This is a genomic window from Bifidobacterium moukalabense DSM 27321, assembly GCF_000522505.1.
Taxonomy (GTDB): domain Bacteria; phylum Actinomycetota; class Actinomycetes; order Actinomycetales; family Bifidobacteriaceae; genus Bifidobacterium; species Bifidobacterium moukalabense.
On record NZ_AZMV01000002.1, the window covers coordinates 134,826 to 159,062 of the forward strand.

13 protein-coding genes and 2 pseudogenes are annotated in these 24,237 nt (G+C 59.8%); 7 read left to right on the forward strand and 8 right to left on the reverse strand.

All coding sequences use genetic code 11. The features are described from left to right. Positions 1–9 precede the first annotated feature (9 nt). Positions 10–966 carry an ABC transporter permease gene (locus BMOU_RS02695; RefSeq protein ID WP_081738463.1) on the reverse strand — a complete coding sequence of 319 codons (957 nt, stop codon included), beginning with the start codon at positions 964–966 and terminating at the stop codon, positions 10–12. 102 nt (positions 967–1,068) lie between these two features. After that, on the reverse strand, positions 1,069–2,658 hold the full coding sequence (locus tag BMOU_RS02700; protein WP_034874991.1) for a type 2 periplasmic-binding domain-containing protein: 1,590 nt from the start codon (positions 2,656–2,658) through the stop codon (positions 1,069–1,071). 385 nt (positions 2,659–3,043) lie between these two features. Here BMOU_RS02700 and BMOU_RS02705 point away from each other — a divergent pair, with 385 nt between their 5' ends. After that, entirely contained in the window at positions 3,044–4,105 is a 1,062-nt protein-coding gene (locus BMOU_RS02705; RefSeq protein WP_034874652.1) for a LacI family DNA-binding transcriptional regulator, read from the forward strand. Between the two features lie 115 nt (positions 4,106–4,220). Then, positions 4,221–6,200: a glycoside hydrolase family 2 TIM barrel-domain containing protein gene (locus BMOU_RS02710; RefSeq protein ID WP_034874654.1), complete on the forward strand. Its 1,980-nt coding sequence runs from the start codon at positions 4,221–4,223 to the stop codon at positions 6,198–6,200. Between the two features lie 95 nt (positions 6,201–6,295). Here the strand turns inward: BMOU_RS02710 and BMOU_RS02715 are convergent, their stop codons facing one another. After that, the gene (locus BMOU_RS02715; protein ID WP_034874656.1) at positions 6,296–8,083 is read right to left on the reverse strand and encodes an ABC transporter ATP-binding protein; all 1,788 of its coding nucleotides are present in this window, start codon (positions 8,081–8,083) and stop codon (positions 6,296–6,298) included. 17 nt (positions 8,084–8,100) lie between these two features. Then, positions 8,101–9,981 (reverse strand): ABC transporter ATP-binding protein, encoded by a 1,881-nt coding sequence (locus tag BMOU_RS02720; RefSeq protein WP_034874658.1) that lies wholly within the window; start codon positions 9,979–9,981, stop codon positions 8,101–8,103. Between the two features lie 380 nt (positions 9,982–10,361). Here BMOU_RS02720 and BMOU_RS02725 point away from each other — a divergent pair, with 380 nt between their 5' ends. Continuing rightward, positions 10,362–11,444, forward strand: coding sequence for an alpha/beta hydrolase (locus tag BMOU_RS02725; RefSeq protein ID WP_034874659.1), 1,083 nt, complete (start codon positions 10,362–10,364; stop codon positions 11,442–11,444). A 176-nt stretch (positions 11,445–11,620) separates the two neighbouring features. On the opposite strand, the pseudogene BMOU_RS02730 reads toward BMOU_RS02725, so the two are convergent. Then, positions 11,621–13,110, reverse strand: a pseudogene (locus BMOU_RS02730) (sugar porter family MFS transporter). A 637-nt stretch (positions 13,111–13,747) separates the two neighbouring features. Here BMOU_RS02730 and BMOU_RS02735 point away from each other — a divergent pair. Further along, the gene (locus BMOU_RS02735; protein ID WP_034874661.1) at positions 13,748–15,886 is read left to right on the forward strand and encodes a glycoside hydrolase family 2 protein; all 2,139 of its coding nucleotides are present in this window, start codon (positions 13,748–13,750) and stop codon (positions 15,884–15,886) included. Between the two features lie 919 nt (positions 15,887–16,805). On the opposite strand, the gene metG is transcribed toward BMOU_RS02735, so the two are convergent. After that, positions 16,806–18,668 carry a methionine--tRNA ligase gene (gene metG, locus BMOU_RS02740; protein WP_034874663.1) on the reverse strand — a complete coding sequence of 621 codons (1,863 nt, stop codon included), beginning with the start codon at positions 18,666–18,668 and terminating at the stop codon, positions 16,806–16,808. Between the two features lie 203 nt (positions 18,669–18,871). Here metG and BMOU_RS02745 point away from each other — a divergent pair, with 203 nt between their 5' ends. Then, positions 18,872–19,441: a hypothetical protein gene (locus tag BMOU_RS02745; protein ID WP_235143671.1), complete on the forward strand. Its 570-nt coding sequence runs from the start codon at positions 18,872–18,874 to the stop codon at positions 19,439–19,441. Next, positions 19,438–19,737 carry a variant leucine-rich repeat-containing protein gene (locus BMOU_RS02750; protein WP_235143672.1) on the forward strand — a complete coding sequence of 100 codons (300 nt, stop codon included), beginning with the start codon at positions 19,438–19,440 and terminating at the stop codon, positions 19,735–19,737. The genes BMOU_RS02745 and BMOU_RS02750 overlap by 4 nt, the downstream gene beginning before the upstream one ends. A gap of 20 nt (positions 19,738–19,757) precedes the next feature. Here BMOU_RS02750 and rsmI read toward each other — a convergent pair whose 3' ends face one another. After that, on the reverse strand, positions 19,758–20,756 hold the full coding sequence (gene rsmI / locus BMOU_RS02755; protein ID WP_034874665.1) for a 16S rRNA (cytidine(1402)-2'-O)-methyltransferase: 999 nt from the start codon (positions 20,754–20,756) through the stop codon (positions 19,758–19,760). Between the two features lie 195 nt (positions 20,757–20,951). Between rsmI and BMOU_RS02760 the strand changes: the two are divergent. Next, positions 20,952–22,528, forward strand: a pseudogene (locus tag BMOU_RS02760) (dolichyl-phosphate-mannose--protein mannosyltransferase). A gap of 136 nt (positions 22,529–22,664) precedes the next feature. Here BMOU_RS02760 and BMOU_RS02765 read toward each other — a convergent pair. Next, positions 22,665–23,888, reverse strand: a complete 1,224-nt coding sequence (locus tag BMOU_RS02765; RefSeq protein ID WP_034874667.1) for a glycoside hydrolase family 26 protein — start codon at positions 23,886–23,888, stop codon at positions 22,665–22,667. Between the last annotated feature and the right edge of the window lie 349 nt (positions 23,889–24,237).

Here is a 24,237-nt window from a genome sequence, read left to right on the forward strand (position 1 = left end):
CCTCCAGCCTTAGAAGATGCTGGTATCGGACGCCCTCTTCGAAATGAAGTTGGCGAGCACCAGGAAGAAGAAGTTGACCACGGTGTTGAACAGGCCTATGGCCGTCGAGTAACTGAATTGGTTGCCCAGAATACCGATGCGGTAGGTGTATGTGGAGATGACCTCTGATGCGGATAGGTTCATGGAGTTCTGCATCAGGAACACCTTCTCAAAGCCGACGTTGAGCACGGAGCCCATGTTCATGATCAGCATGATGCCCACGGTCGGCAGAATCGTAGGAATATCGACGTATCGGATGAGCTGCAGTCGGCCTGCGCCGTCAATCTTCGCCGCCTCATAGAGCGCCAGATCGACGGAGCTCAACGCGGCCAGATAGATGATGCAATTCCAGCCCATGTGCTGCCAGACTTCGGTGATCCAGTAGATCGGCGTGAACAAGTCGGCCTTCGCCAACAGGTTGGTGTTCGGGAATAGCCGTCCGATCATGCCGGTATTCGGGGCAAGGAAGATGTTGATCATGGAGACGATCACCACCGTCGAGATGAAGTGCGGCATGTAGGTGACGGTCTGTACGAAGCTCTTGATCTTTGTGGATGCGATCTGGTTGATCAGCAGAGCCAGGATGATCGGCGCGATGAAGCCCATGACCAGCGTCCACAGGCTGATGCGCAGCGTGTTGGTCAGGATGTTGACGAACATGCCCGATTTGAAGAACTGGTTGAAGTATTTCATGCCGGCGAAGGTGCCGCCCATCAGGCCCTTGGCCGGATCGAAGTTGTAGAAGGCCAGACGAAGGCCGTACATCGGCACGTATGCGAACAGGCCGACGAAGATGAGGGTAGGCAGCACCATCAGCCACAATGCGCCGTACCTACGGAAATGACGGCCCAGACGCACCAATAGTGGCGCGCTACGGGCGGCCTGGATGTTGTCCACCACTTGACTCTGCTGACTTACCGCAGACATAGTTGCTCTCCTGTGAATTCCTGTATCGAAAACGGATCGGCCGGCGCCAACGCGAGACGAGAACCGTCGGGGCCGGCCGATTGGTGCAATGTCAGCGGCGACCTACTTGGTGTAGGTGTCATACCACTTCTGCCAGATCTTGATGTTGTCCTGCAGACCAAGATTGTCGAGCTGCTTGCAGTAGGCGTCCCATTCGCCGTCCACACCGCCTTCGGACATCCAAGTGGCCGCTTTCTGCAGGGCCACGTTGAGGATCTGCGTATTGTTGTTGGCCAGCGTGGTGTTGTCGGTGGCGTCCGGGTTCACGTAGTCCGGAATGTAGTCCTTGACGTGGTCGTAGTGGCTGCGCTGTTCCTCGAAAGCCTTGTTGACCTCGAGGATGTCGTCGGCATTGGTGTCGCCCTCGATGGTGACGTCATCCGGGATCCAGCCCGCAAGACGGTCGGACAGGCCCGGGAACAGGTTGTCCTTGGTGAGCTTGCTGGTCTTGTCGGCATCGACGGTGTACTTGTGGTCGCCTTCGTCGGTGACGAGCTGGCCGAAAGAGCCGAGGAACTGCTGTACGGAGTACTTTTCGGAGTAAAGCAGATCGGCCACCTTCAGTGCGGCGTCCTTGTTGGCGGCGTTTGCGGAGACGGCGAGCTTGTTGCTTTCGAACTCGTTGGAGGAACCGTCCCATACGGTCTGATCCGCGGAGACACCCGGGGCGGACGGAACCGGCATGGCCACGTACTGGTCTTTCATGTCGCCGAAGTCGGAGAGCGACCATCCGAAGATCACGCCGGTCTTGGCGGTCTTGCCGTCGTTGGTCTGATCGGCGTAGTAGGCGTCGTCGGCCTTGGTGGCCCAGTCGGACGGAATGAGCCCTTCGGAGATGAGTTTGTTGTAGTACTTGATGACTTCTTTGTACTGGTCGGAGACAAGGAAGCTCTTGACCTTACCATTGTCCGCATAGTAGCCGGAGGTGGTGGCGCCCTTGTTGAAGCCGGTCGCGATGCCGGTGGAGTTGAGCAGCAGCATCGGGCTGTACCAGCCAAAGCCGCCGGTATCGAGCTTGCGGATATTCATCGGGATCTCATCCGCTTCGCCGTTGCCATTCGGGTCTTCGGTCTTGAAGGCCTTGAGCACGGTCTCAAGCTCATCCCAAGTGGTCGGGATCTCCAAGCCGAGCTTGTCGAGCCAGGACTTGTTGATCATCATGTTCTGGCCGGATCCGGAGTAGGACTTGCCTCGAGACGAGGCAAGCACATACATGTGGCCTTCGGCGTCGGTGGTGAGCTTCTGCGCGTCGGGCTTTTGCTTGAAGAACGCCTTGACGTTGTCCATCTTGTCGAGGTCTTGGCTCAGATCTTCGAACAGGCTTGGGAACTGCGCCGCATCGGTGGGGCTGAAGGCTCGGATGTTGACGTCCGAGATCTGGCCGGCGCTCATGGAGGTGTTCTTCTGCTGGCCCCAGGCGTCGTCGTTCACTTCCTGCCATTCGATCTTGCAATCGCAGTCGGCTTCGAGGTCCTTGGCCCACTGCATGTTGGCGATCTTGTCCTGATTGGTGTTCTTGACCACCAAGACGCTGACGATCGGTTTGCCGTCGGAAGTGGTGGTGGCCTTCTTCTCACCGCCACATGCCGAAAGCGAACTCAACATGGCGGCCGCACACAGTGTGGCACCAACCTTCACTGCATTACCCTTCATTGTCATTGATCCAGTCCTTTCCCTGGGTTGCATCCGATACGGAGCGCCATTTGCTCTTGGCAACAATACGATTCCCGCCAACGTCTCTGCTCGTTATGTGGGTTCCCTATGTCGCCGATATCGGGTTACGACTCCCTCCCTCGGTAAATCGTAACGATTCGATTATGCAGCAAAGAAAAACAGCTGTCAAATCCGACGTTCGCCACGACACTCCGTGCACTTTTGTGCGAAAATCGATACATTAAGCCCTTAAGTAGCTTGTGTCGGCAAGCAAAAATCATCAAAAAAATCGTAGATTGAATCGTATCGATACGATTTCTGGAACAATTTCTGCTACAATGAACCGTGCACAACGAACGTGCACATCTCACACGGGGAGCAACATATGGTAACGCTGAAGGAAGTCGCGCAGAAAGCCGGTGTATCGCCATCCACGGCATCAGCCGCGATCAGGGGCATGGACATCGTCAGGCCCGACACCGCCAAGCGCGTGCTCGACACCGCGGCGAAACTCAACTACCAGATCAACATGTCAGCCCGCGCCCTGCGCTCCGGCCGCACCAACATCTACACGATGCTCATCCCCGATCTGGAGAACCAGTTCTACGCGAAACTGGCCAACGCGCTATCCAATGAACTGGCGGCACATGGCAAACGCCTCATCGTGCAGACCAACAATTTCAAGAAAGACAAGGAGCTCGAACAACTCGCGCAGATCAGCGCCTCCATGTGCGACGGCGTGTTCATCGCGTCCACGCACAACACCGGCCGCGAAATCCACGAAGCGCTGAAAACCTTCCCCGCCTTGCTTTTCGACGACATGAGCCCCGACGAAGACGCCTACTACGACTCCATCGAAACCCCCAGCCAAGCCGGCATGCACGCGCTGATCCGGCATCTGGTGTCGCTTGGCCGCAAGCGTATCGGCATCGTCGGCACCTTTGCCGACAACGTGAAACCGGTCGGCAAAGGGTCACCCACGGAAATCGCATTCGCCATTCGCCAGAACCGCTACGACTTCGCCGCCCAGGCCATGCAAGCCTACGGATTGCCGGTCGACGATGCGTTCATCGTCTCCGACTGGAGCGTGAATGCCGGCATCGAAACGGCACATCAACTAGTGAAGCAAGGTCTACGCTTCGACGCGCTCTGCTGCGCCAACGACGATCTGGCACTCGGTATCATCCGTGGCCTGCTGGAATGCGGCGTGCGTGTGCCGGAAGATGTGGCGGTCACCGGTTTCGACGGTATCGCCCCCGGATCGTTCACCACGCCGACGCTCACCACCATCAGTTCCGACTATCAAGGCATGGCGCAAACCGCCATCGACATGATGGAGTCGCAGGTCGAGCAGCCCGACGAACACACCATGCCACGGCGCATCATCGTCGGCTTCCAACTGCTGCAACGCGAATCAACGCTCGGTTTCGGGGCGGGAAAAGACTGACCGCACAGCACGTTTAAGGTAGGCTCGACGCAGATCTCATCAAAACGTGCTTAGACGAACATATGAAGGGCAATGTCGATTGCCGATTCACACATGGTACGAAAGAAGGCATACGGTGCTGTATCCGCAATCCAATGATTCCCGAATCGTATTCTCGCTTGACGGCGTATGGGACTTCCGTACGGCCGGCGAGGACTCATATCCCGCTGCATGGGCGGGCGCTCCGCTGCCCGAACCGGTGCCGATGGCGGTGCCCGGCTCATACAACGACCAGAACGACGAGCTGAATCTACGCGCGCACTATGGCTGGGTGGTATACCAGCGTAGCTTCGCCGTGCCCTCGCGTCTGATGGCCGGCCAGCGCACGATGCTGCGTTTCGATGCGACCACGCACGCGGCCGACGTGTATGTGAACGGCCAACTGCTCGGTTCGCATTTCGGCGGATTCCTGCCGTTCGAATTCGATGTGACGGACGTGTTGCGTTCCGGGGAGAACCTGCTGACCGTCGCCGTCGACAATCGCATCGGCTCCTCGACGCTACCGGTCGGCAACGATGCGGGCACCGCCTTCATGGGCTCCGACAATGCGAACGTACCGGCGGTGGCCGAAGCGAAGAAGCACGCACGGCGGCAGAACCTGCCGAATTTCGATTTCTTCAATTTCGCCGGATTGAACCGTCATGTCGAACTGTATACGACGCCGGCTTCCGCATATATCGCGGATATCACGATGACGACCACGAGGCTCGTCGACGTCGCGGCCGACGCACGTACCGCGGCAAGCGCGGTGATTGCGTATGACGTGACACTTGATGGGACCGAATCCGATGACTCGGTTCCACCGTCCGAGCAAACCGTGATGTCCATGTCCGACTCCGCCGCATCGGACAATCAGGCCGTAACGGACAACGGACGACGGGTAAACATCGCCATACTCGACAGTGCCGGAACCGTCGTGGCCGGCATCACGGCCGGCTTCAGCCGCGAAGGCGACGGAAGCGTGAAAGCGAGCGGCGACATCGTCATCGAAAACGCGAGACTATGGAATCCCGGCGCGGCGTATCTGTATACCGCAGTCGTGACGGTGTCGGCGGACGGGCCGGATGACGAATCGCACATCATCGACGAATACCGCCAACCCTTCGGCATCCGGTCGGTCGAAGTAAGCGGCACCCAATTCCTCATCAACGGCAAACCGTTCTATTTCAAGGGGTTCGGCAAGCATGAGGACAGCTATTTCCATGGCCGCGGCACCGACGACGTGCTTAATGTCAAAGACGTATCGCTGATTCACTGGCTGCACGCGAACTCGTTCCGCACCAGCCATTACCCGTATGCGGAAAGCATGTATGATCTGTGCGACCGTGAGGGCATCGTAATCATCGATGAGGTGCCGGCGGTGGGCATGGGCTGGCCGCAGTACGCGAATCCGTTGGTGGCGGAACGGCATCGCGAGGCGATTCGGGATATGATCGCACGAGACAAGAACCATCCATGCGTGGTGATGTGGTCGATCGCGAACGAACCGGGATTGGACGGCGAGGGCGACAGGCCGCGGCTGGCATACGACTATTTCCGCCCATTGTACGAGCTGGCGCACGCCTGCGACCCGCAGAACAGGCCCGTTACGCTGGTATGCTGCCAGAACGACTACTTGTCCGACATCACCGAGCGAACCATGGACGTGGTGTGCATCAACCGCTACTACGGCTGGTACAACCTGAGCGGCGACCTTGACGCGGCCTGCTACGCGCTCAACATCGAACTGGACTTCTGGGAGTCGATCGGCAAACCGGTCATGTTCACCGAATATGGCGCCGATACCATCGAGGGTATTCATGGCACGCATGGCGAGATGTTCAGCGAGGAATTCCAACGCGACTATTATGCACGCATCAATGCCGAAATCGACAAACGGCCATGGTTCGTCGGCGAACAACTCTGGAATTTCGCCGATTTCGCGACGTTCCAAGGCATTATTCGCGTGGAGGGCAACCGCAAGGGCATCCTGACGCGCGACCGCCAGCCCAAGATGGCCGCACACTGGCTACGTGAACGCTGGAACGGCATTCCGGACTATGGCTATAAGGGCTGAACGGACGGGGTGGTTCCTCCAGCCATTGGAGGAACCACCCGCCTAGCGGCCCGCCAGCGCCCGAATACCTCCAGCGGCCGGCAAATTCGCTCCGCTCAGACCTTGATCATGGCGTACTGCGACTCGTAGAGGCGGTAGTACGCGCCCTTGCGCGCCAACAGTTCGGCATGATCACCCTGTTCAACGATCTGCCCATGGTCGATATAGCAGATCTCATCCGCATTCTCGATGGTGGACAGGCGGTGCGCGATGATGAAGCTCGTGCGCCCTTTGAGCAGGTGGTTCAGACCCGCCTGCAACGCCTCCTCGGTGCGGGTGTCGATATTCGACGTGGCCTCGTCAAGAATCAGGATCCGCGGGTCGGCCAGCAGCACGCGCGCGAATGCGATCAGCTGACGCTGGCCGGCCGACAGCGTGGAGCCGCGCTCCTCCACCACCGTGTCATATCCATCGGGCAGATCCATGATGAAATCATGCGCATGCACCGCACGGGCGGCCGCCTCGATCTCGGCATCGGTCGCATCGAGCCTGCCGTAGCGGATGTTCTCGCGCACATTGCCGGAGAAGATGAACGTATCCTGCAACATCACGCCCATCTGACGGCGCAACGACTCCAAGGTCACGGAACGCACGTCATGCCCGTCAATCATGACCGACCCTTCCGCGACGTCATAGAAACGCGACAGCAGGTTGATGACCGTCGTCTTGCCGGCACCGGTCGGGCCGACCAGCGCAATCGTACGCCCCGGCTCGACATGCAGATCGACCAGGTTCAGGATATTACGGCCGTCCGGTTCGTAGCGGAAGACCACGTCATTGAAATCGACGCGCCCCTCGATCCGCGGCAGATCGACGGCATCCGGGGCATTGCGAATCTCCGGCCGAACGTCAAGCGTTTCGAAGATGCGCTCGAGATACGCGGAACAGGTAATCAGCTGATTGTAGAAGTTGCCGATGCTGATCACCGGATTCCAGAAGTTATTCGCATAGCCGACGAACGCGATGAGCACGCCCGTGGTGACGTTCACCGCACCGAAGCCGGTGACGCCCACATAGTAGATGAACGCGATCGTCATGACGGAGATCGTCTGAATGCCCGGCCACATGAGGAACTGGATGTGCACGGCTTTCATCCACGAGGAACGCACATCGTCCTGCTGCTCCTGGAAAGTCCTGAACTGCGCGGCCTCCTGCGCGAAGGTCTGCGTGGTCTTCACACCGGCAATCGACTCGTGGATATACGCGTTGAGATTGCTCTGCTTGTTGGAGAGCACCTGATACGCACGACGCTGGAAACACTGCAACACCAGCACCCAGGCAATCAGGAACGGGAACAGCACAAGGCTGAACAGCGCAAGCCGCCAGTCGACCACGAACATGACCACAAGGGTGATCAGGAACGTGAAGACATCGGAGATCACATTGATCAGACCGGAACTCAAGGTATCCGAAAGCGTATTCACATAATTGACCACACGAATCAGGATCTTGCCATGCGGACGCGAATCGAAATAACTGAACGGCAAGGTCTGAATATGCGTGAAGATATCGCGACGCATATCCTTAAGCATAAGCTGGCCGACACGCGTAATCTCCACGGTACGATACCGCAAACCGAACTCATAGACGACGATCAGCACCGCCAACAACGCAACCAAGACACCAAGCAGCGTAAGATTCTTCGACGGAATCGCACTGTCAATCATGATCTTCGTCAGATACGGCACAACGACGGCGATACAGCTCATCATCACGACCACGGCGAGAATACGGACCACACGCGCCATATACGGTCTGAGATAGACACCAATACGGAGGATATCATGCAGATTGATCTGATCCTCCAACTCCTCATCCTCACGGAATGTATTGCGCTTCGCCACGATGCTCCCCCCTCTCTCTACTCTCCGAAGCCTTGCGAACGACCGGCCTGCAGGCCAAGCTGCCTATGATAGATCTCCCAATAACGCCCATGGGCGGCGACCAAATCCTCATGCGAACCGCGCTCCACCACACGACCATGCTCAAGCACAAGAATCAGATCGGAATCCTTGACCGACGAAATGCGATGCGCAATGGTGACGATGGTCTTGCGCTCGTCCATCTCACGCAGATGCTGCTGAATCTCCGCCTCCGTCTCCATATCGACGGCACTGGTGGTGTCATCCATAATCAGAATCGACGGATCGTCAGCCAACGCACGCGCAAGACTCAATCTCTGCTTCTGCCCGCCCGACAGACCGACACCGCGCTCGCCGACGACCGTATCGTAGCCTTCCGGCATGCTGCGGATGAAGTTGTCGGCACCTGCGATGGTGGCCATGCGGCGGATGTATTGTTCGTCGTATTCACGCTGCCCGCCCGCGCCGAAGCCGATGTTGCCGCCGATGGTGTCGGAAAACAAGAACGTATCCTGCGCGACGATGCACACCTGCGAGCGCAGGGTGGCAAGCGGCCAGTCACGTGCGTCGATGCCGTCGATGAGCACGCGGCCGGCGGTCGGATCGTAGAAACGGGAGATCAGGTTGACGAGCGTGGACTTGCCGGCTCCCGTCTCGCCGAGAATGCCGAGTTTCGCGCCTGCCGGAATGTGGAAGTCGATGTCTTTGAGAATCGGCGTGGCCGGATCGTCGGGGAAGGCGAAGCTGACATGCTGGAATTCGATGTCGCCGCCGATACGCTCCGGATTATCCGGAGCCGCCGATTGCGCGACGCCGGCTTCCGGCTCGCCGCCGACCCGATTGACGATCGCCACCGCCTGCTTGACGCTCTCCTGGGCGTCCGGTTTTTCCTGGATGCGTGATTGCGCGGCGAGCAGCTTGCGGATCTTGATGCAGGAGGCGTTGAAGCGCTGCCAGTCGTTGATCAGCCAGCCGGATTGGCGCACCGGACCGTCGATCATCCACAGGTATGAGTTGAATGCGACGAGGTCGCCGAGGGTCATATAGTCTGCGATCACCAGAAAACCGCCAAGGCCGAGCGTGATGAGTTGCAGCGAGAATCCCAGGCCGTCGAGCCACGGCATGTATCGGCGGCTGTTGTAGGCGAGGGCCATGTTGCGTTGCATGTAGTCGTCGTTACGTTCGTCGAATTTTGCGGTTTCGTACGGTTCGCGCACGAACGCCTTGACCACGCGGTTGCCTTCGATGCTCTCCTCGACCATCGAATTCATTTCGGCCAGTGAGTTGCGGATGGCGAAGAACAGCGGATGCGCATGTGACGAAAGGCCGCGTGTAAGCATGAAGATGAATGGCGTAACGCAGGCGAGCGCCAATGCCAGACGCCAATCGATGGTGAACATCATGGCGAGCGCGCCGACGAACATGACCACGCAGTCGAGCACCTGGTAGCTCACCCAGCTCAGCGCATGGCGGATGGCATCGGTGTCGGAGGTCATACGGCTCATGATGTCGCCGGTGCGTGTGTGGTTGAAATACGTGAAGTCAAGCTCGTGCAGCTTCTCGTATTCGTCGCTTACCAGTCGGAATACGGAATTCTGGCCGAAGCGTTCCATCCACATCTGGTAACCGTAGCGTGAGGCGACACGCACGACGGTGAAGACGATCATCATCACGCAGAGTCGGGTCAGCTCACTTACATGGCCTTGCGTGATGACCCGGTCGACGATGAGGCCTGACAGCAGCGGGATGATCAGGGCCATGGCATTGTTGACACAGAAGAGGACCACCGCTCCGGCCACGCGCGGAAGGTCGGGGCGGCAGTATGGCAGGATCCATTTGAGATTGCCTGCCTGTCGGTTGCGATTCGGATCGACGTACATACGTAGCGTTCCTTCGGACTGTTTGCTGGTACTTGGGTTGTGTTTGGGTTATGCGGCCATTCGTTGCCGCAACGATTCACGTCCGTCGTGTTTCGAGCGTCCCGTCACCGGCTCTCTGCACCGGCCGAAACCCCTGTTCGGATTCGCAAACGCAGTTCATTCTAGGCGAACCGTCGTTCAACGCAACATCTTTCATTTGGGCGTGTCGCAATCATAGTGATACCAATGCCTTTACCGTTACATTTTTGATGTTCGGAATCCGACGGAAACAGCACGGGGGAGCACTTCTCCCCGACTCGCGCAATAATAGGTGTCGAACCGGTGCGATGCGTCGGCGGCATCCATGCCGGCACCGACGCCACGTCAACGAAAGGACGGCAATGACGACGAACCTACGTGCAGAATATGCGGAAAAATATGGCTTGACCGATGACATAATCAAGAAAGCGGAAGCCTGGACGGAAACCGACGGCGACCTCGAGGGGCTGTCCGAGGAACGCGTCAGAGGCATTCTCGACATGCGTTTCGGTGCGATCGCGGTGGACACCCCACGCTCCGAACTGTGGCACACCCCGGAAAGCATCGACGTCGTGGCCGACATCCCGTATCTGCCGGATGGCGGCTATGACAAGGAGAACGGGCAGTGCCGGGGGCACCTGCTCGATTTGTATCTGCCGCATGACACGGTGTTGCGCGGCGGCAAGACACTGCCGGTATACATCGACATTCATGGCGGCGGTTTCACCTATGGGTACAAGGAGCTCAACCGCAACTTCAATGTGCATCTGGCCGATATGGGCTTCGCCGTGTTCTCATTGAACTACCGGCCCGCACCACAGACCGATCTGAAAGGCCAGCTCGCCGATGTCGAGGCGGGTCTGCGCTGGATCAAGGCGCATCTGGATGAGTATCCGGTCAATCCAGACGGCATATTCCTGACGGGCGATTCGGCAGGCGGCGCGCTGACGCTGCTCACGCTCGCCATCGAGAACAATGCCGAGGCGGCGGCCGCGTTCGGCATCGACGAACCTTCCGGCATCGAATTCGCGGGCGCCGCACCGGTTTGCGGCGCATACAGTTCGGCGTCGCTGGAGACGATGGGCTCCGAGCCGACCATCGGATATGATCCGAATCGTCGCATCGGTCTGGAGCAGATGCTGGGTGTCGGGTTCTTCGACGGACTCGAGGCGGCCGACCCGAAGTTCCTCACCGCGGAGGGCCTGGCGTTCAACGTGGACCTGCCGCCGTTGTTCATCGTGACCTGCGGCGACGATTTTCTCGAAGCCGACAATCTGGCATTGGCTACGGCACTGTCGCGCAAGGGCGCCGACTTCGAACTGTTCGATCCGAAGCCGCGCCGCCATGAGACCCTGGGCCATGTGTTCGCGATCGGCATGCCGTGGCTCAAGGAAAGCGTGGAATGCTTCGAACGCCTGCGCGCCTTCTCCTACTCCCGCTGCTAGTGCGCTCTGGCGGATTCCGCCTTATCCCGGGAACCACCCGGCTTACGTGGCTCCCGCCGGTTAGCAGATCATGAAGCCCGTGTGCGATCGACTGAGTCGCATCAATCGCACACGGGCTTTCCGCGAACGCCTGCCCGATATCGGCGACAATGGCTCCGGGGATGACGAATGATCTTTTAGCGGCGGACCATCTCCTCTTCGATCTGCTCAAGGGACTTGCCCTTGGTTTCGGGAACGAAATGCAGCACGAACGGGATGGACAATGCGGCGAACACGCCGAAGATCGCGAACGGACCGCCCACATTGTTGCCGAAGGCCGCGAGAAGCATGAGGAAGAACTGGGAGACCACGAAATTGCCGAGCCAGTTGGCGGCGGAGCCGAAGGAGCTGCCGATGCCGCGCACGCTGAGCGGGAAGATCTCACCGATGAGCACCCAGCGATCGGCCCCCAGGAGAGCGCGAAGCCAAGGATGTAGACGGCAATCAGAATCATGGTCGGCACCGCCAAAACGGCCACGTCGCCGGTGAAGTTGAGCACGGCAAGCACCGCAAGCGATACGGTCATGACCACGGAGCCGAAAACCAGCAGCCTCTTGCGCGGGAACCTGTCCATGATGAATGTGGCCACGATGGTAGCGGCGAAGTTCACCACACCGATGCCGACCGACACCCAGATGGCGTGATCTTCGGGGAATCCAAAGCCCTTGATGAACACCTGCGGCAGGAAGTAAATCACGGAATTGATGCCGACGAGTTGCTGGAAAAGCATGATGCCGACGGCGGCGATGAGCGCCGGACGTGCGATGCGGAACAGTTCGCGTACGCCACCTTTGGTGTCTTGCGCGGCAACTTCCTTGATTTCGTCAAGTTCGAGCTGTACTTGGGTCTGGTCGACATCCTTGCGGATCAGCGTCAGCACCTTGAAGGCGTTGCGTTCGTCTCCCTTGCTGACGAGGTAGCGCGGGGATTCCGGCAGCAGGATGCCGCCGATGAGCAGCAATGCGGCCGGGATGAGCGCGGAACCGAGCATCCACCGCCAGTCGCGGATGCCGGCGACGTTATGGCCGAGGAAACCGAGGTTGGAGGCGTAGGCCAGCAAAATGCCGAAGGTGATCATGAGCTGGAAGAGCGTAGAAAGCGATCCACGGTGTTCCTTCGGTGCGAGTTCGGCCAGATAGGCCGGGGTGAGCGCGGAGGCGGCGCCGACGGCGAGGCCGAGGATGATGCGTGCGGCGATCATCATGAGGAAGCCAGTGGCGGTGGCGCACATGCCGGAGCCGATGAGGAACAGGACGGCGGAGAGAATCAGCAGCCTTTTGCGACCGAACCTGTCGGAGAGCGCACCGATCGACAGGGCGCCCACGCAGGAGCCGATCAGCACCGACGAAGTGATGAAACCGGTTTGCGAGACCGACAGGCCGAAGTCGGATTCGATCAGCGGCGAGGCTCCGGAGATGATGCCCGTATCGAAGCCGAAAAGCATGCCTCCCAGTGCGCCGAACGTGAAAATGAATGCGCTGTTGAGCGGGAATCGCGTGGATACGCTGCGCCCTACGGCCTCTTCAACCGTTTCGATGGCCTCCCTGGCTTCCAGTGATTCGTGGGATTCGTGAGTTCCAGCGATCGATGCGGAACTTTGCATTGACGTCATGATTTCACCTTTCATCTTCCTTGACGTGAGATTCGCACAAAAAAGACCTGGAACAGTGCGATTCCCGTACTGTTCCAGGTCTTGCCTCGTGTGAGTAGCAACCCTGCCAATAACGTTTGTACTGACCAGTGTAAGCCTTACAGGGCCGCGACACTCCGAAAAACAGAAAACGTTTTCCAGCTATTTTTCGCGTCGATGAGGGGGTATTCCGAATTCCCATCCGATTCTTCCTCTCCTAGGACAACGAACGGCTGGCATACAGGCCGACCTCGTCACAGCCCGTCAGGGAGATTCGAGCGGCTCCCCCACGCAAGAAGAAAACAAGAACGTAAAAAGAAAGCCGGCGGAGAGAAGGCCGCCGGCTGAGAGAGAAGAGAGAAGAAGGGTTCAGTTATGGGGTTCGGTTGGGAACCTCGCCAACAGCCGTAACCGTTGACATGTTCTATATAACCGCCCGACCCTTGGAGGAACGATGTTTCTACCTGTCAATTTCCTGTGAATCGCGTAATGGGAATGTCATGGAGGCCTGTCACTACATGGGCACCTGGGGTCAGACCCTCATCTCAACGCAGCTTCCGAAATCAACGGAATCGAAAGACCCCTCACTACAATAGGGAACGTTGAGAGAGTGCAGTGCCGCAGGGAGGCTCCCATGTTGGATATCAAACGCGCATTGAAGGCTTCGCCCAAGAAAAAGCGTTCCTCAGAGCCGTTGAGACAACTGTGGACGCCTTGGGGCGAACGGATCCGCGATGAATGGCTGTGCGAAAACGCCGGCAACAAGGCATTCCGCCCAATCGAAGAGGGAGAACGCAAGCTGAAGGTCGGCCGAACGCCGATTCTTGGCGAGCATCCGCGCCCGACGATGATGCGGAACAACCATACGATGCTCAACGGCATGTGGGATTACGCAATCGTGCCGATTCCCAATGACGAATCCGGCTTGCGCCGGTCGTTCTCCCGCAACAGGGCCACACCGGCACTCACCCGGGACGAAGCCGTGGAGCTGGTCAAGGAGGCCGCGATCCCCGAAACGTTCGATGGGAAGATCCTCGTGCCGTTCTCGCCGGAATCCGCACTTTCCGGCGTGCATCAGACCATCTACCCCGACGACATGATCTGGTACCGTACCATCGTGCATCCGGTGGCGCTCGGCAGCGAGGAAACCGTGCGGCAGATCGGCGATGCGAACCGTCTGATCCTGCACTTCGAGGCGGTCGATTGGGTGTGCGCCTGCTATGTCAACGGCCAGTTTGCCGGCGTGCATGTTGGCGGCTACCTTCCGTTCGACGTCGATATTTCAGCGTTCATCGACCCTGACGATGCGTTTGAGATCGCATTGTGCGTCTACGATCCGAACGATTCGGGCACGCAACCGCGCGGTAAGCAGAAAATCGAACGTGACGGCATCTGGTATACCGCACAGAGCGGCATCTGGCAGAGCGTCTGGCTGGAAATCGTGCCGGACGCCTACCTGCGCACACTCACGCTGAAGGGCAACGTCGACGGCAAGCTGTTCATACGGGCGGAGATCGGCGGGGACCGACCGAACGCGAAACTGCGAATCGTCGTGACCGAGCCGTCGGACGGTTCGGTCGTTGCGGACACCATACTGCCGGCGGGCGCGCGCAAGGTACGCACCGAAATCGAGACAGGGGCCGAACATCTGTGGTCTCCTGCGGACCCGTATCTTTACGACGTGACGGCGACGCTGCTGTTCGGCGCGGCGGCGAAACCGGCAGGGGAAGCGGCGAAACCGCAATCCGCCGACGTAGTGAAATCGTATTGCGCGTTCCGCACGGTGGAAGTCAAACCCGACATGAGGGGCGTGGCGAGATTCCATCTCAACGGCAAGCCGATGTTCCTGAAGGGCGTGCTCGATCAAGGATATTGGCCGGACGGCCTGCTGACCGCGCCCTGCGACGACGCACTGATTCATGACATAACCGTTATGAAGGCATCCGGCTTCAACATGCTGCGCAAGCATATCAAAATCGAATCCGCACGCTGGTACTATCATTGCGACCGTCTCGGCATGCTCGTATGGCAGGATGCGGTCTCAGGCGGCGGCGAATACAACGCTTGGCAGACCAACAAAAAACCGACGCTGCTGCGCTCCAGCTGGAACAGATTCCGCGACGATACCGCACAGCATTTCGACGCGCTCGGCGCCGACGACTCGAATTACCGCCGCGACTGGTCGCGTACCTGCGATGCGATGGTGCACATGCTGTCCGGCCATCCGTCAATCGTGACGTGGGTGCTGTTCAACGAAGGCTGGGGCCAGTTCAATGCGTGCGACGCCGCCGAACGCATCCACGCGCTCGATCCGACTCGCCCGATCGACGCGACGAGCGGCTGGTACGACCAGCATTGCGGCGACTATCACAGCGTGCACAACTATTTCCGTCCGTTGGAGGTCTACCCCGACAAAGGGCCGCTGCGCGGATATGCGGCGGAGTACGAGAAGCGGCACAGGAGACGCCGCCGCGCCGCGCATTACGCTGTGCTGCCGGTAGCGCAGCATGGCGTGCGCGCGTTCATGTTGTCGGAATTCGGAGGATTGGCACAGCTGATTGCCGACCATTCCGCAGTGTCGCGCGCCTACGGGTACGGCGAATACGATTCGATTGAGGACTGGCGGTCCGCGGTACGTTCCGTTTTGGCGTCGGCTGCGACGTTGGAATCCAAAGGATTGGCCGGCTATGTATACACGCAGGTTTCCGACGTGGAAGAGGAGCTCAACGGACTGTTGACGTACGATCGGCGCGTGAACAAGCTCACGGAATAGGCGGGGTGACCTTTCGTCCATCTTGCTTGCATGGTCTGCGAGACGTGTGCGCAGGCAGTGGGATTCCCTGGTCGGAGGCCTCGCCTGTGCCCGCACGTGCCGGGTGGTGTGCGGGAGGCGATTGGATGATGTTCCGACCACTCTGCAACGGCGCCCTTTGCGCACGATGATTTCGGTGTCGTCGTCGATGGTTGCTGTTGTTGTTCATGTTGCTGTTGTCCGTGGTCCTTTCATGCATCCCCACCGTTAGATTTGCGTCTGGAATATTCCGGTCCGCCCATCTACATGAACAACATTCCCAACCACGTATCGTCCGCGATTGCAGGACGTAGAGGACGACGGCTTTCACATCGACCGGACCAGAATCGAAACCATCGAGCGGAAAGACCATGCCCCATCCCGAAGCAGGAACGGGCGCGGCCATCCATCCAGGCCGACCGATTGCCATACGACATGAAACACGCATACAGCCAAGACCATGCCCACACAGACGAAGAACAAAACCCCTATCTGTTTCCAAAGCAAAATCCGCTACAAGGCAGAGTCCCCGAAAAAACGACGGCTCCACCGCGTTTTAGGGGTCTCCGGGCGGGATGCGCACGCCCCCTATGAGGGCGTATGGATGAGGGCGCATATCGACGTCCGCCGTCGCATGCGCGCCGTGCAGAGTAGATGGGTCGGGCCATGCACGATTCGCGGAAAGCGTCGGTTGTGAGGAATCGTGCGCGGTCCCGCCCAGCCTCCAGGAACCACTACCCCAAGGAATGGCGGAATCCCAAGGACTCCATCCCCATAAAGATCCTCACCTCCCCGGGATGGATACCCACTGGGCACGCAAATAAAAACACGATTCCGGAAAAGCGATGTTCTCCGGAATCGTGTTCTTGTCAGAGGAGCGGATCAAGCTTCAACCCGACTATCAGCCCTCCAGCTTGGCCTTCTCGGCGGCCAGGCGGGCGGCCTCGGCCTCGCGACGGGCGGTCAGTTCGGCATCGAAGCGGGCGAGCTCCTCCTCGACGGCCTCCGGCGGGATCTTCGCGAAGATCGGATGCGGCTTCGGCACCGGGGTGCCGGCCACAATCGGTTCGGAAGCCCACGGATGCACGGTTTCACCCATCTTGTAGTCGCCGGTGATGATCGGATACATGAAGCCCGGCTTATCAAGGTCCTCGACCTCTTCCAAGCGCGGCAGCGGCGAGAAGGTGCCCGTACCGCCCAGCGCCTCCCACACCTTCTGCGCGGAATGCGGCAGGAATGGGGCCAACAGATGATTGGCATCGGACACGGCTTGGGCGGCGACGTGCAGCACGGTGCCCAGACGGGCCGGATTGTCCTTGATCTTCCATGGTTCGGTGGCGGAGATGTATTTGTTGATGTCGCCGACCACACGCATCGCCTCGGACAGCGCATTCTTCTGGCGGTGGTGTTCAATCAGCGATCCGATGGTATCGAAGGCGCCTGCGGTTTCGGCCAGCAGGGCACGGTCCTCATCGGTCATGGAAGCCTCGTCAAGCACTGGAATCTCACCGAAGTTCTTGTTCATGAGATTGGCCACACGGTTCACCAGATTGCCCCAGGAAGCGGCGAGTTCCTCATTGTTGTGGCGCACGAACTCGGCCCAGGTGAAGTCGGAGTCGGAGCTTTCCGGACCCGCCACGGAGATGTAGTAGCGCACGGCGTCAACCGGGTAGCGCGACAGGATGTCCTTCACGTAGATCACGATGCCACGGGAGGACGAGAACTTCTTGCCCTCCATGGTCATGAATTCGGAGGCCACGACCTGCTCCGGCATGTTCAGCGGGCCGAACTTGCCGACTTCGCCGCCCTTGGAACCCTGGCCATTATAGGCCAGCATTTCGGACGGCCAGATCTGGGAGTGGAACGTGATGTTGTCCTTGCCCATGAAGTAGTAGCCGGGAGTGGCCGGATCGTTCCACCAGGCACGCCAAGCCTCCGGATCTCCCTTACGGCGGGCCCATTCGATGGATGCGGACAGATAGCCGATCACGGCGTCGAACCACACATACAGCTTCTTGTTCGGGTTGTCGATCCAGCCGGCGACCGGAATCGGAATGCCCCAGTCGATGTCGCGCGTGATGGCGCGCGGCTTGACTTCCTTGAACAGGCCGATGGAGAAGTTGATGACGTTGGTGCGCCAGCCTTCGCGGGTCTTGAGCCATGCGAGGTTGGCCTCGGCGAGCGCCGGCAGGTCGAGGAAGAAGTGTTCGGTCTCCTCGAAGCGTGGGGTTTCGCCGTTGATCTTGGATACCGGATTGATCAGCTCGTCCGGGTCGAGCTCATTGCCGCAGGTATCGCACTGATCGCCTCGGGCACCGTCGGAGCCGCAGATCGGGCAGGTGCCTTCGATATAGCGGTCCGGCAGGGTACGGCCGGTGGACGGCGAGATGGCGACCTTTTGCGTGCCTTTGTAGATGTAGCCGTTGTTGAGGCACTGCGTGAACAGTTCCTGTACGACCTTTTCGTGATTGCCGGTGGTGGTGCGGGTGAACAGGTCGTAGCTCAGGCCCAGATCGCACAGATCCTTGGCGATCACACGGTTGTAGCGGTTGGCGAGTTCCTGCGCGCTCACGCCTTCCTTGTCGGCTTCCACCAGGATCGGGGTGCCGTGCTCGTCGGTGCCGGACACCATCAGCACGTCATTGCCCTTCATGCGCTCGTAGCGCGCGTACACGTCGGACGGCACGCCGAAGCCGGCTACATGGCCGATATGACGGGGGCCGTTTGCGTACGGCCAAGCAACATTCACCAAAATATGACTCATAAGGCACGATTATCGGCTCAGATAGCGACAGGAAGGCGCTGTCGAGCCCCATGCCCGCCGTCGGCCGTACGGTACGACAATCCCCCTGATTATGCACATTGTTGCATGACGAAACAATTGTTATCCACATATCCACGGATTCTCGCAAGTCACTGGCGGCGACGTCCGTCATCCGCTACGGTACCGTCATCATGGATATCGCAATGACGCTTACCTCAGGACCTCTCGCACCGCTGCTGCGCGACGGCGACCTGCCGGGACCGATGAATCTCAACAGGCTGGCCGGTTTCGGCACCCTGTGCAAACTCGACAGTGCCAATGCCTACACGTTGCAGGATTCGACCACGCTGTACGGCCGCGCCTCCATCGTCGCGACCGTGATGCCACGCAATGCCGTAGCCTGCGGCACCACGGCCGCATGGGTGTGGCTGGGTGGCCTGTTCCCGGCGACCATCGACATTCTGTCTTCCTCGCATTTCCGTGCGTTACGGCATGGACGAAAGGTTCGGGTGTTCAATCGCAAGACTCTTCCGGACCACGTCATCCAGGTGGGTCCGGTACGTACGACCACGCCGGTGCGCACCGCCTGCGATCTGGCATTGATTACCACCATCGAAACGGAGGACATGATGTATGAGGTGATCTGCATGCTCATGCAGGAATATCGTTTCCAGCCCGATGATTGTTTGGAGACGCTGCAGCAAAGCCGGCATATCAGGAACGCGTCGCAGGCGCGCGCCCTGTTCCATGTGATTGCGGGGCGCGGTCAATGAGCGTCCGACTGCGCGGCGGACGTCATCGGAATCCACCGGAATACCGTCCGGAGCCCAAACCGAAGGTTCTGGTGGAGCCGCCGCGCCCGCCGATCAAGCTGACGCCATTGATCGCCTGCAGTCCGGAAACCGATCCGGATGTGCTCTGGCACATCGCACGGGAGGCTCCGCAGCTGCGCAAGTGGCTGGTGGCGAATCCGGCGGCCAGCCCGGCGATGCTGGAATACATCGGGCAGGTCGGAGGCCCGGGCGTGGGCGAGGCGTTGTGCATACTGCTCGATTCGTTGGATGGTTAGGATGGTCGGATCCCCGGCCATCAGCCCTTGAGGGCAAGCACGGCGTTGTAGACCTGCTTGCGATTGGCGAGGGAACCGTCGGCCAACGGATACTCGGCGACGACCTGCGCAATGGCGTCCTTGATACGCAGATTGTCTTCCTGCGCACGGTCGATCGACAGCACGGCCATATCCTCGAGGGACAGCGAGGCCGGCGCGGCCGCATCGGCCTCCTCATCGGAAGCGCCCGCAATGACCAGCACCATCTCGCCGCGCGGCGGCTCGTCGATGACGCTCTGGCGGATTTCGGCGACGGTCCCACGGCGGATCTGCTCGTAATCCTTGGTCAGTTCGCGGCACAACGCCATACGCCGGTTCGGCCCGAACACTTCCAACAGGTCGGCCATGGAGTCGTCGATGCGATGCAGGGTCTCATAGAACACGATGGTGCGGCGCTCGGACTGCAACGCGCGCAGATGCTGCACGCGTTCGGCATGCTTGCGCGGCAGGAACCCCTCGTAGCAGAAACGGTCGGTCGGCAATCCCGACAGCGCGAGCGCATCCAGCACCGCCGAAGGACCGGGCGCGCAGGTGACCGGCAGGCCGCGTTCGATGGCGCGACGCACGATGGCCAGGCCCGGGTCGTTGATGGTCGGCATGCCCGCATCGGAGACGACCAATACGGTGGCACCGGTTTCGACCTGATCGAGCAGACCGTCGGCCTTGTCCCGCTCGTTATGGTCGTGATAGGCGACCACACGGCCGGACACACGGATGCCGAGACGGTTGGCGAGCGCATACAGGCGGCGCGTGTCTTCGGCCGCGACGATGTCGGCTCCTTCCATAAGCGCGATCAGCCGGGCGGAGGCATCGGCGGTATTGCCGATCGGTGTTGCGGCGAGAATCACCGTGCCGCGCGGAATGCCGACGCCGTCCACCAGCGTATCGAGCGCACCGGCGGCGCCGTTCTGATCGCCGTGATCCGCACCGTCCGTGAATTCGGTTGGCTCCTGTGTTGATTGCACTTGTATGCTCTCCATATCTTCCAGTATCCCCTACTGTGTATCCAAGAGCATGTCACGCGGGCGAAAGAGGCGACGATGAGTGTACGGACGGTCAGGGCGAATGCGCGATACGCCGCATCCCAGCAACGGCGGTGGAAACGGCATGGCGAATCCGATGCGACCCATGCCCCTGAACCCCGTTGGACCGCTTCCAAGCCCTTCGCCTGGCTCATGACGATTCTCGTGGCCGTTTTCGGCGGAATCCTGCGCTTTGTACGTCTCGGCTCCCCTCGTGCGGTGGTATTCGACGAAACGTATTACGTCAAAGACGCATGGACCATGCTGAACACCGGCGAGGCGCGCGATTGGCCGAAACTGGTGAATATCGACGGCGTGGAGGTTGAGATCGACCGGCTGTTCGCCGCGGGCGACACCGACCGTTGGCTCAGTACGGCCGAATATGTGGTGCATCCGCCGGTCGGCAAATGGATGATCGCAGCCGGATTGAAACTGTTCGGCGGCGCCGATAATCCCGTAGCCTGGCGTGCGAGCGTTGCCGTTGCCGGTGTCGTCGCCATCGTGCTGATCACCCGCGTGGCCCTGCGTTTGTTCCATAATCTGCCGATTGCGCTGATTGCGGGCCTGCTTATGTCACTGGATGGCCTTGGCATCGTGATGAGCCGCACCGGCCTGCTCGACAATTTCATCATGGTGTTCGCATTGGGCGCGTTTTCGCTGATGCTGATGCACCGCGACTGGGCCCGTGTACGGCTGCGACGGCAATATGCGATTGATGCGGCCGCCCGTACGGCACGTTTCAAACCGGGCAGGCATGGCCTGATATTGCAACGGCGCGGACCGATGATCGCCTGTTCATGGTACCGGGTGGGTGCGGCCTTCCTGCTCGGCATGGCGACGGGCGTGAAATGGTCGGGCACGTATCTGTTTGCCGTGTTCTGTGTGATTTCGGTGCTGTGGGATGCGTGTGAACGCCGGCAGGTCGGCTATCGCGCATGGTTCACGACCGGCCTGGTGAAGGACGGGCTCGTGGCGGCATGCTACATGGTGCCGATCTACGCGCTCACCTACTTGGGTGGCTGGCTCAACTGGTTCCTGCATGCCGACTCGTATATGCACGACTGGGCTGCGAACCATCCCGGCGAGGGCGTGACCTGGCTGCCGGAATCGTTGCGTTCCTTTGTGGCCTACCATGCGCAGATGTGGCAGTTCCACACCACGCTTGACGCGCCGCACGATTACAAGGCGAACCCGCTTACCTGGCCGCTGCAAGTGCGCCCGACCAGTTTTTATTGGGAGAAGCTGTCCGGGCATCCGGGACTGTGCTCGTTGGCGCCGGATTCGCAATGCGTGGCCGCGATCACGTCGCTTGGCAATCCGTTGATCTGGTGGACGGGCTCGCTATGCACGGTGGTGGCGATCATCATCGTCATCGTCAGCCTAGTGCGCGGGCGCATTCGTGGCGGCGCCGCCCGCGAGGACGGCGGCTATTGGCGGATCTGGGCGGTGTTGGCCGGCTTTTTGGGTGGTTGGCTGCCGTGGGCGCAGTACCTGAACCGCACGACGTTCACGTTCTATTCGATTGTGATTCTGCCGTGGATCGTGCTTGCGATCTGTTACGTGCTTGATTGGTTGCGCACGCATGCGGCAATTGGCACCTACCGTCTGATCGTCGGACTGGGCCTTACACTGATCATACTGGTTTCGGCCTTCTTCTACCCGATCTGGACGCGATGCCGGTACCTTATGAATTCTGGCTGTCCCATATGTGGTTCAGATCATGGATCTGACCACACATGGGACCTTACGCGGCAAGCCGCTCACTTCGCCTACCGGCAGTCCACCGGACTACCGGCTTAACGGCTCAGCATATGTGGTTCAGATCATGGATCCGACCCACACATGGGACCTTACGCGGCAAGCCGCTCACTTATACAGGGGCGGAAGGGCGTCGGCGAGACGTATGAAATCATGGCGGACGAATCGTCTGAAATCGTCGGCGTACCGCGAACCGGCAACGGGCGTGCCGTATGCACCGGTACCAGCGGCATTCGGATCATTGCGCCACGGCAGATACCACAGCGCACGGCGGGTGTATTCGTTGGCGAGCGCGGCGGTCAGCAGGTACTTCGTCCATGGCGAGTCCGGCGATGGCGAACCGACTTCGGCCGCAGTGGCATCGGACTGGCCGACAATGGTGAGATCGTGGGAATCACAGGCATACGAATCGGCGAATATTCCCGGAGAACCGACCTCCGTGGCCGCGGCCAGCTTGCCGCGCTCCTCGCCGAGACGACCGACCAACGTAAGCATCGCAATCAGATCGGCATGACGGGCCTGCGGATCCTCCGCGCTTGTCTCGGCGGGCGCGATGTCCCAGTAGTCGTCGAAGCCGAGCACGTCGACATATTCGTCACCGGGATAGGCATACAGGTAGCCGGTTTCCCGGGATTCCGGCGTGCTCATGTCGATGCGGCTACGGTCGGGCGAGTAGGCGTAGAGCACATTGTGCACGTGCTTGGTGTCACGCAGGTATTCGACGGTCATGCGCCACAAGGCGACGAATTGTTCGGGCGTGGTGTCTGTCGGGTGGTCGGGCGAGCCGGTGCACCACCAGAACCAGTCGCCGGTGTGCTCATGGAACGGGCGGAAGATGATGGGAATCGGCTCGCCGTTCGCGTCTGTGATGGTGGTGAGCGCGGCGGCGATGCGATCGAGCCAGCCGAGGAATTTCCCATGTGCCTCACCGCCGGGCAGCACCGCTTCGACGGTGCCTTCGGCCATGTTATGGCCATAGCCGCCGAGGGTGAGCGGGTTGGCGGAATGCCAGCTGAGCGTGTTGATGGCGCCCATGTTGAAGGCCCGGAGCATTTCGCTTCGGATGGCTTCGGCTCCGAATCCGTCGAGATTGCGGTTTTGGTCCAACTCGACGCCGCCTAGGTCGTTGCCCCACACGGCCGGGTAGGAGCCGGTCACCGCATGCACGTCGGAGTCGGTGTTCTCGCCGATGACGTTGCTGGTTTCGTTCTGATGGCCGAGCATGGCGAATTCGCCCGTTGCGCAGTGCAATGCGTCGAACAATGACCGTGTGGTGCGATTGAGATCGCCATCCACCGGCTTTGACTTCATGATGGTGCCTTCTTCGGCCATACCAGCGCTCCTTCGTGTCGTTCCATGCCTCTCACCCCTACTCTACCGGCGTCCGCCCATGCCTGCCTTCACCATGCCGGCGATTCGGATTTTCCTTTGCGTGGGATTCGGTTTTTCCCGGAACGTCACGGAACGAGAGCGCATCGGACCACGCCCATTCCCACAATCCGCCGTCTGGGCGAGCCGTATTGCCATGAAAAATGGCCGCCATCATGGAGAAACCCTTGATGACGACCGTTTGGAGATTACCGGAGGAGCCGGCGGGTCGCGGGTCGATTCGGGTAAAGGGGCAGCGAATCGACCCGCGGCATATTATGAAGTTGTGGGATGGCCGAACGACATGCGCGTT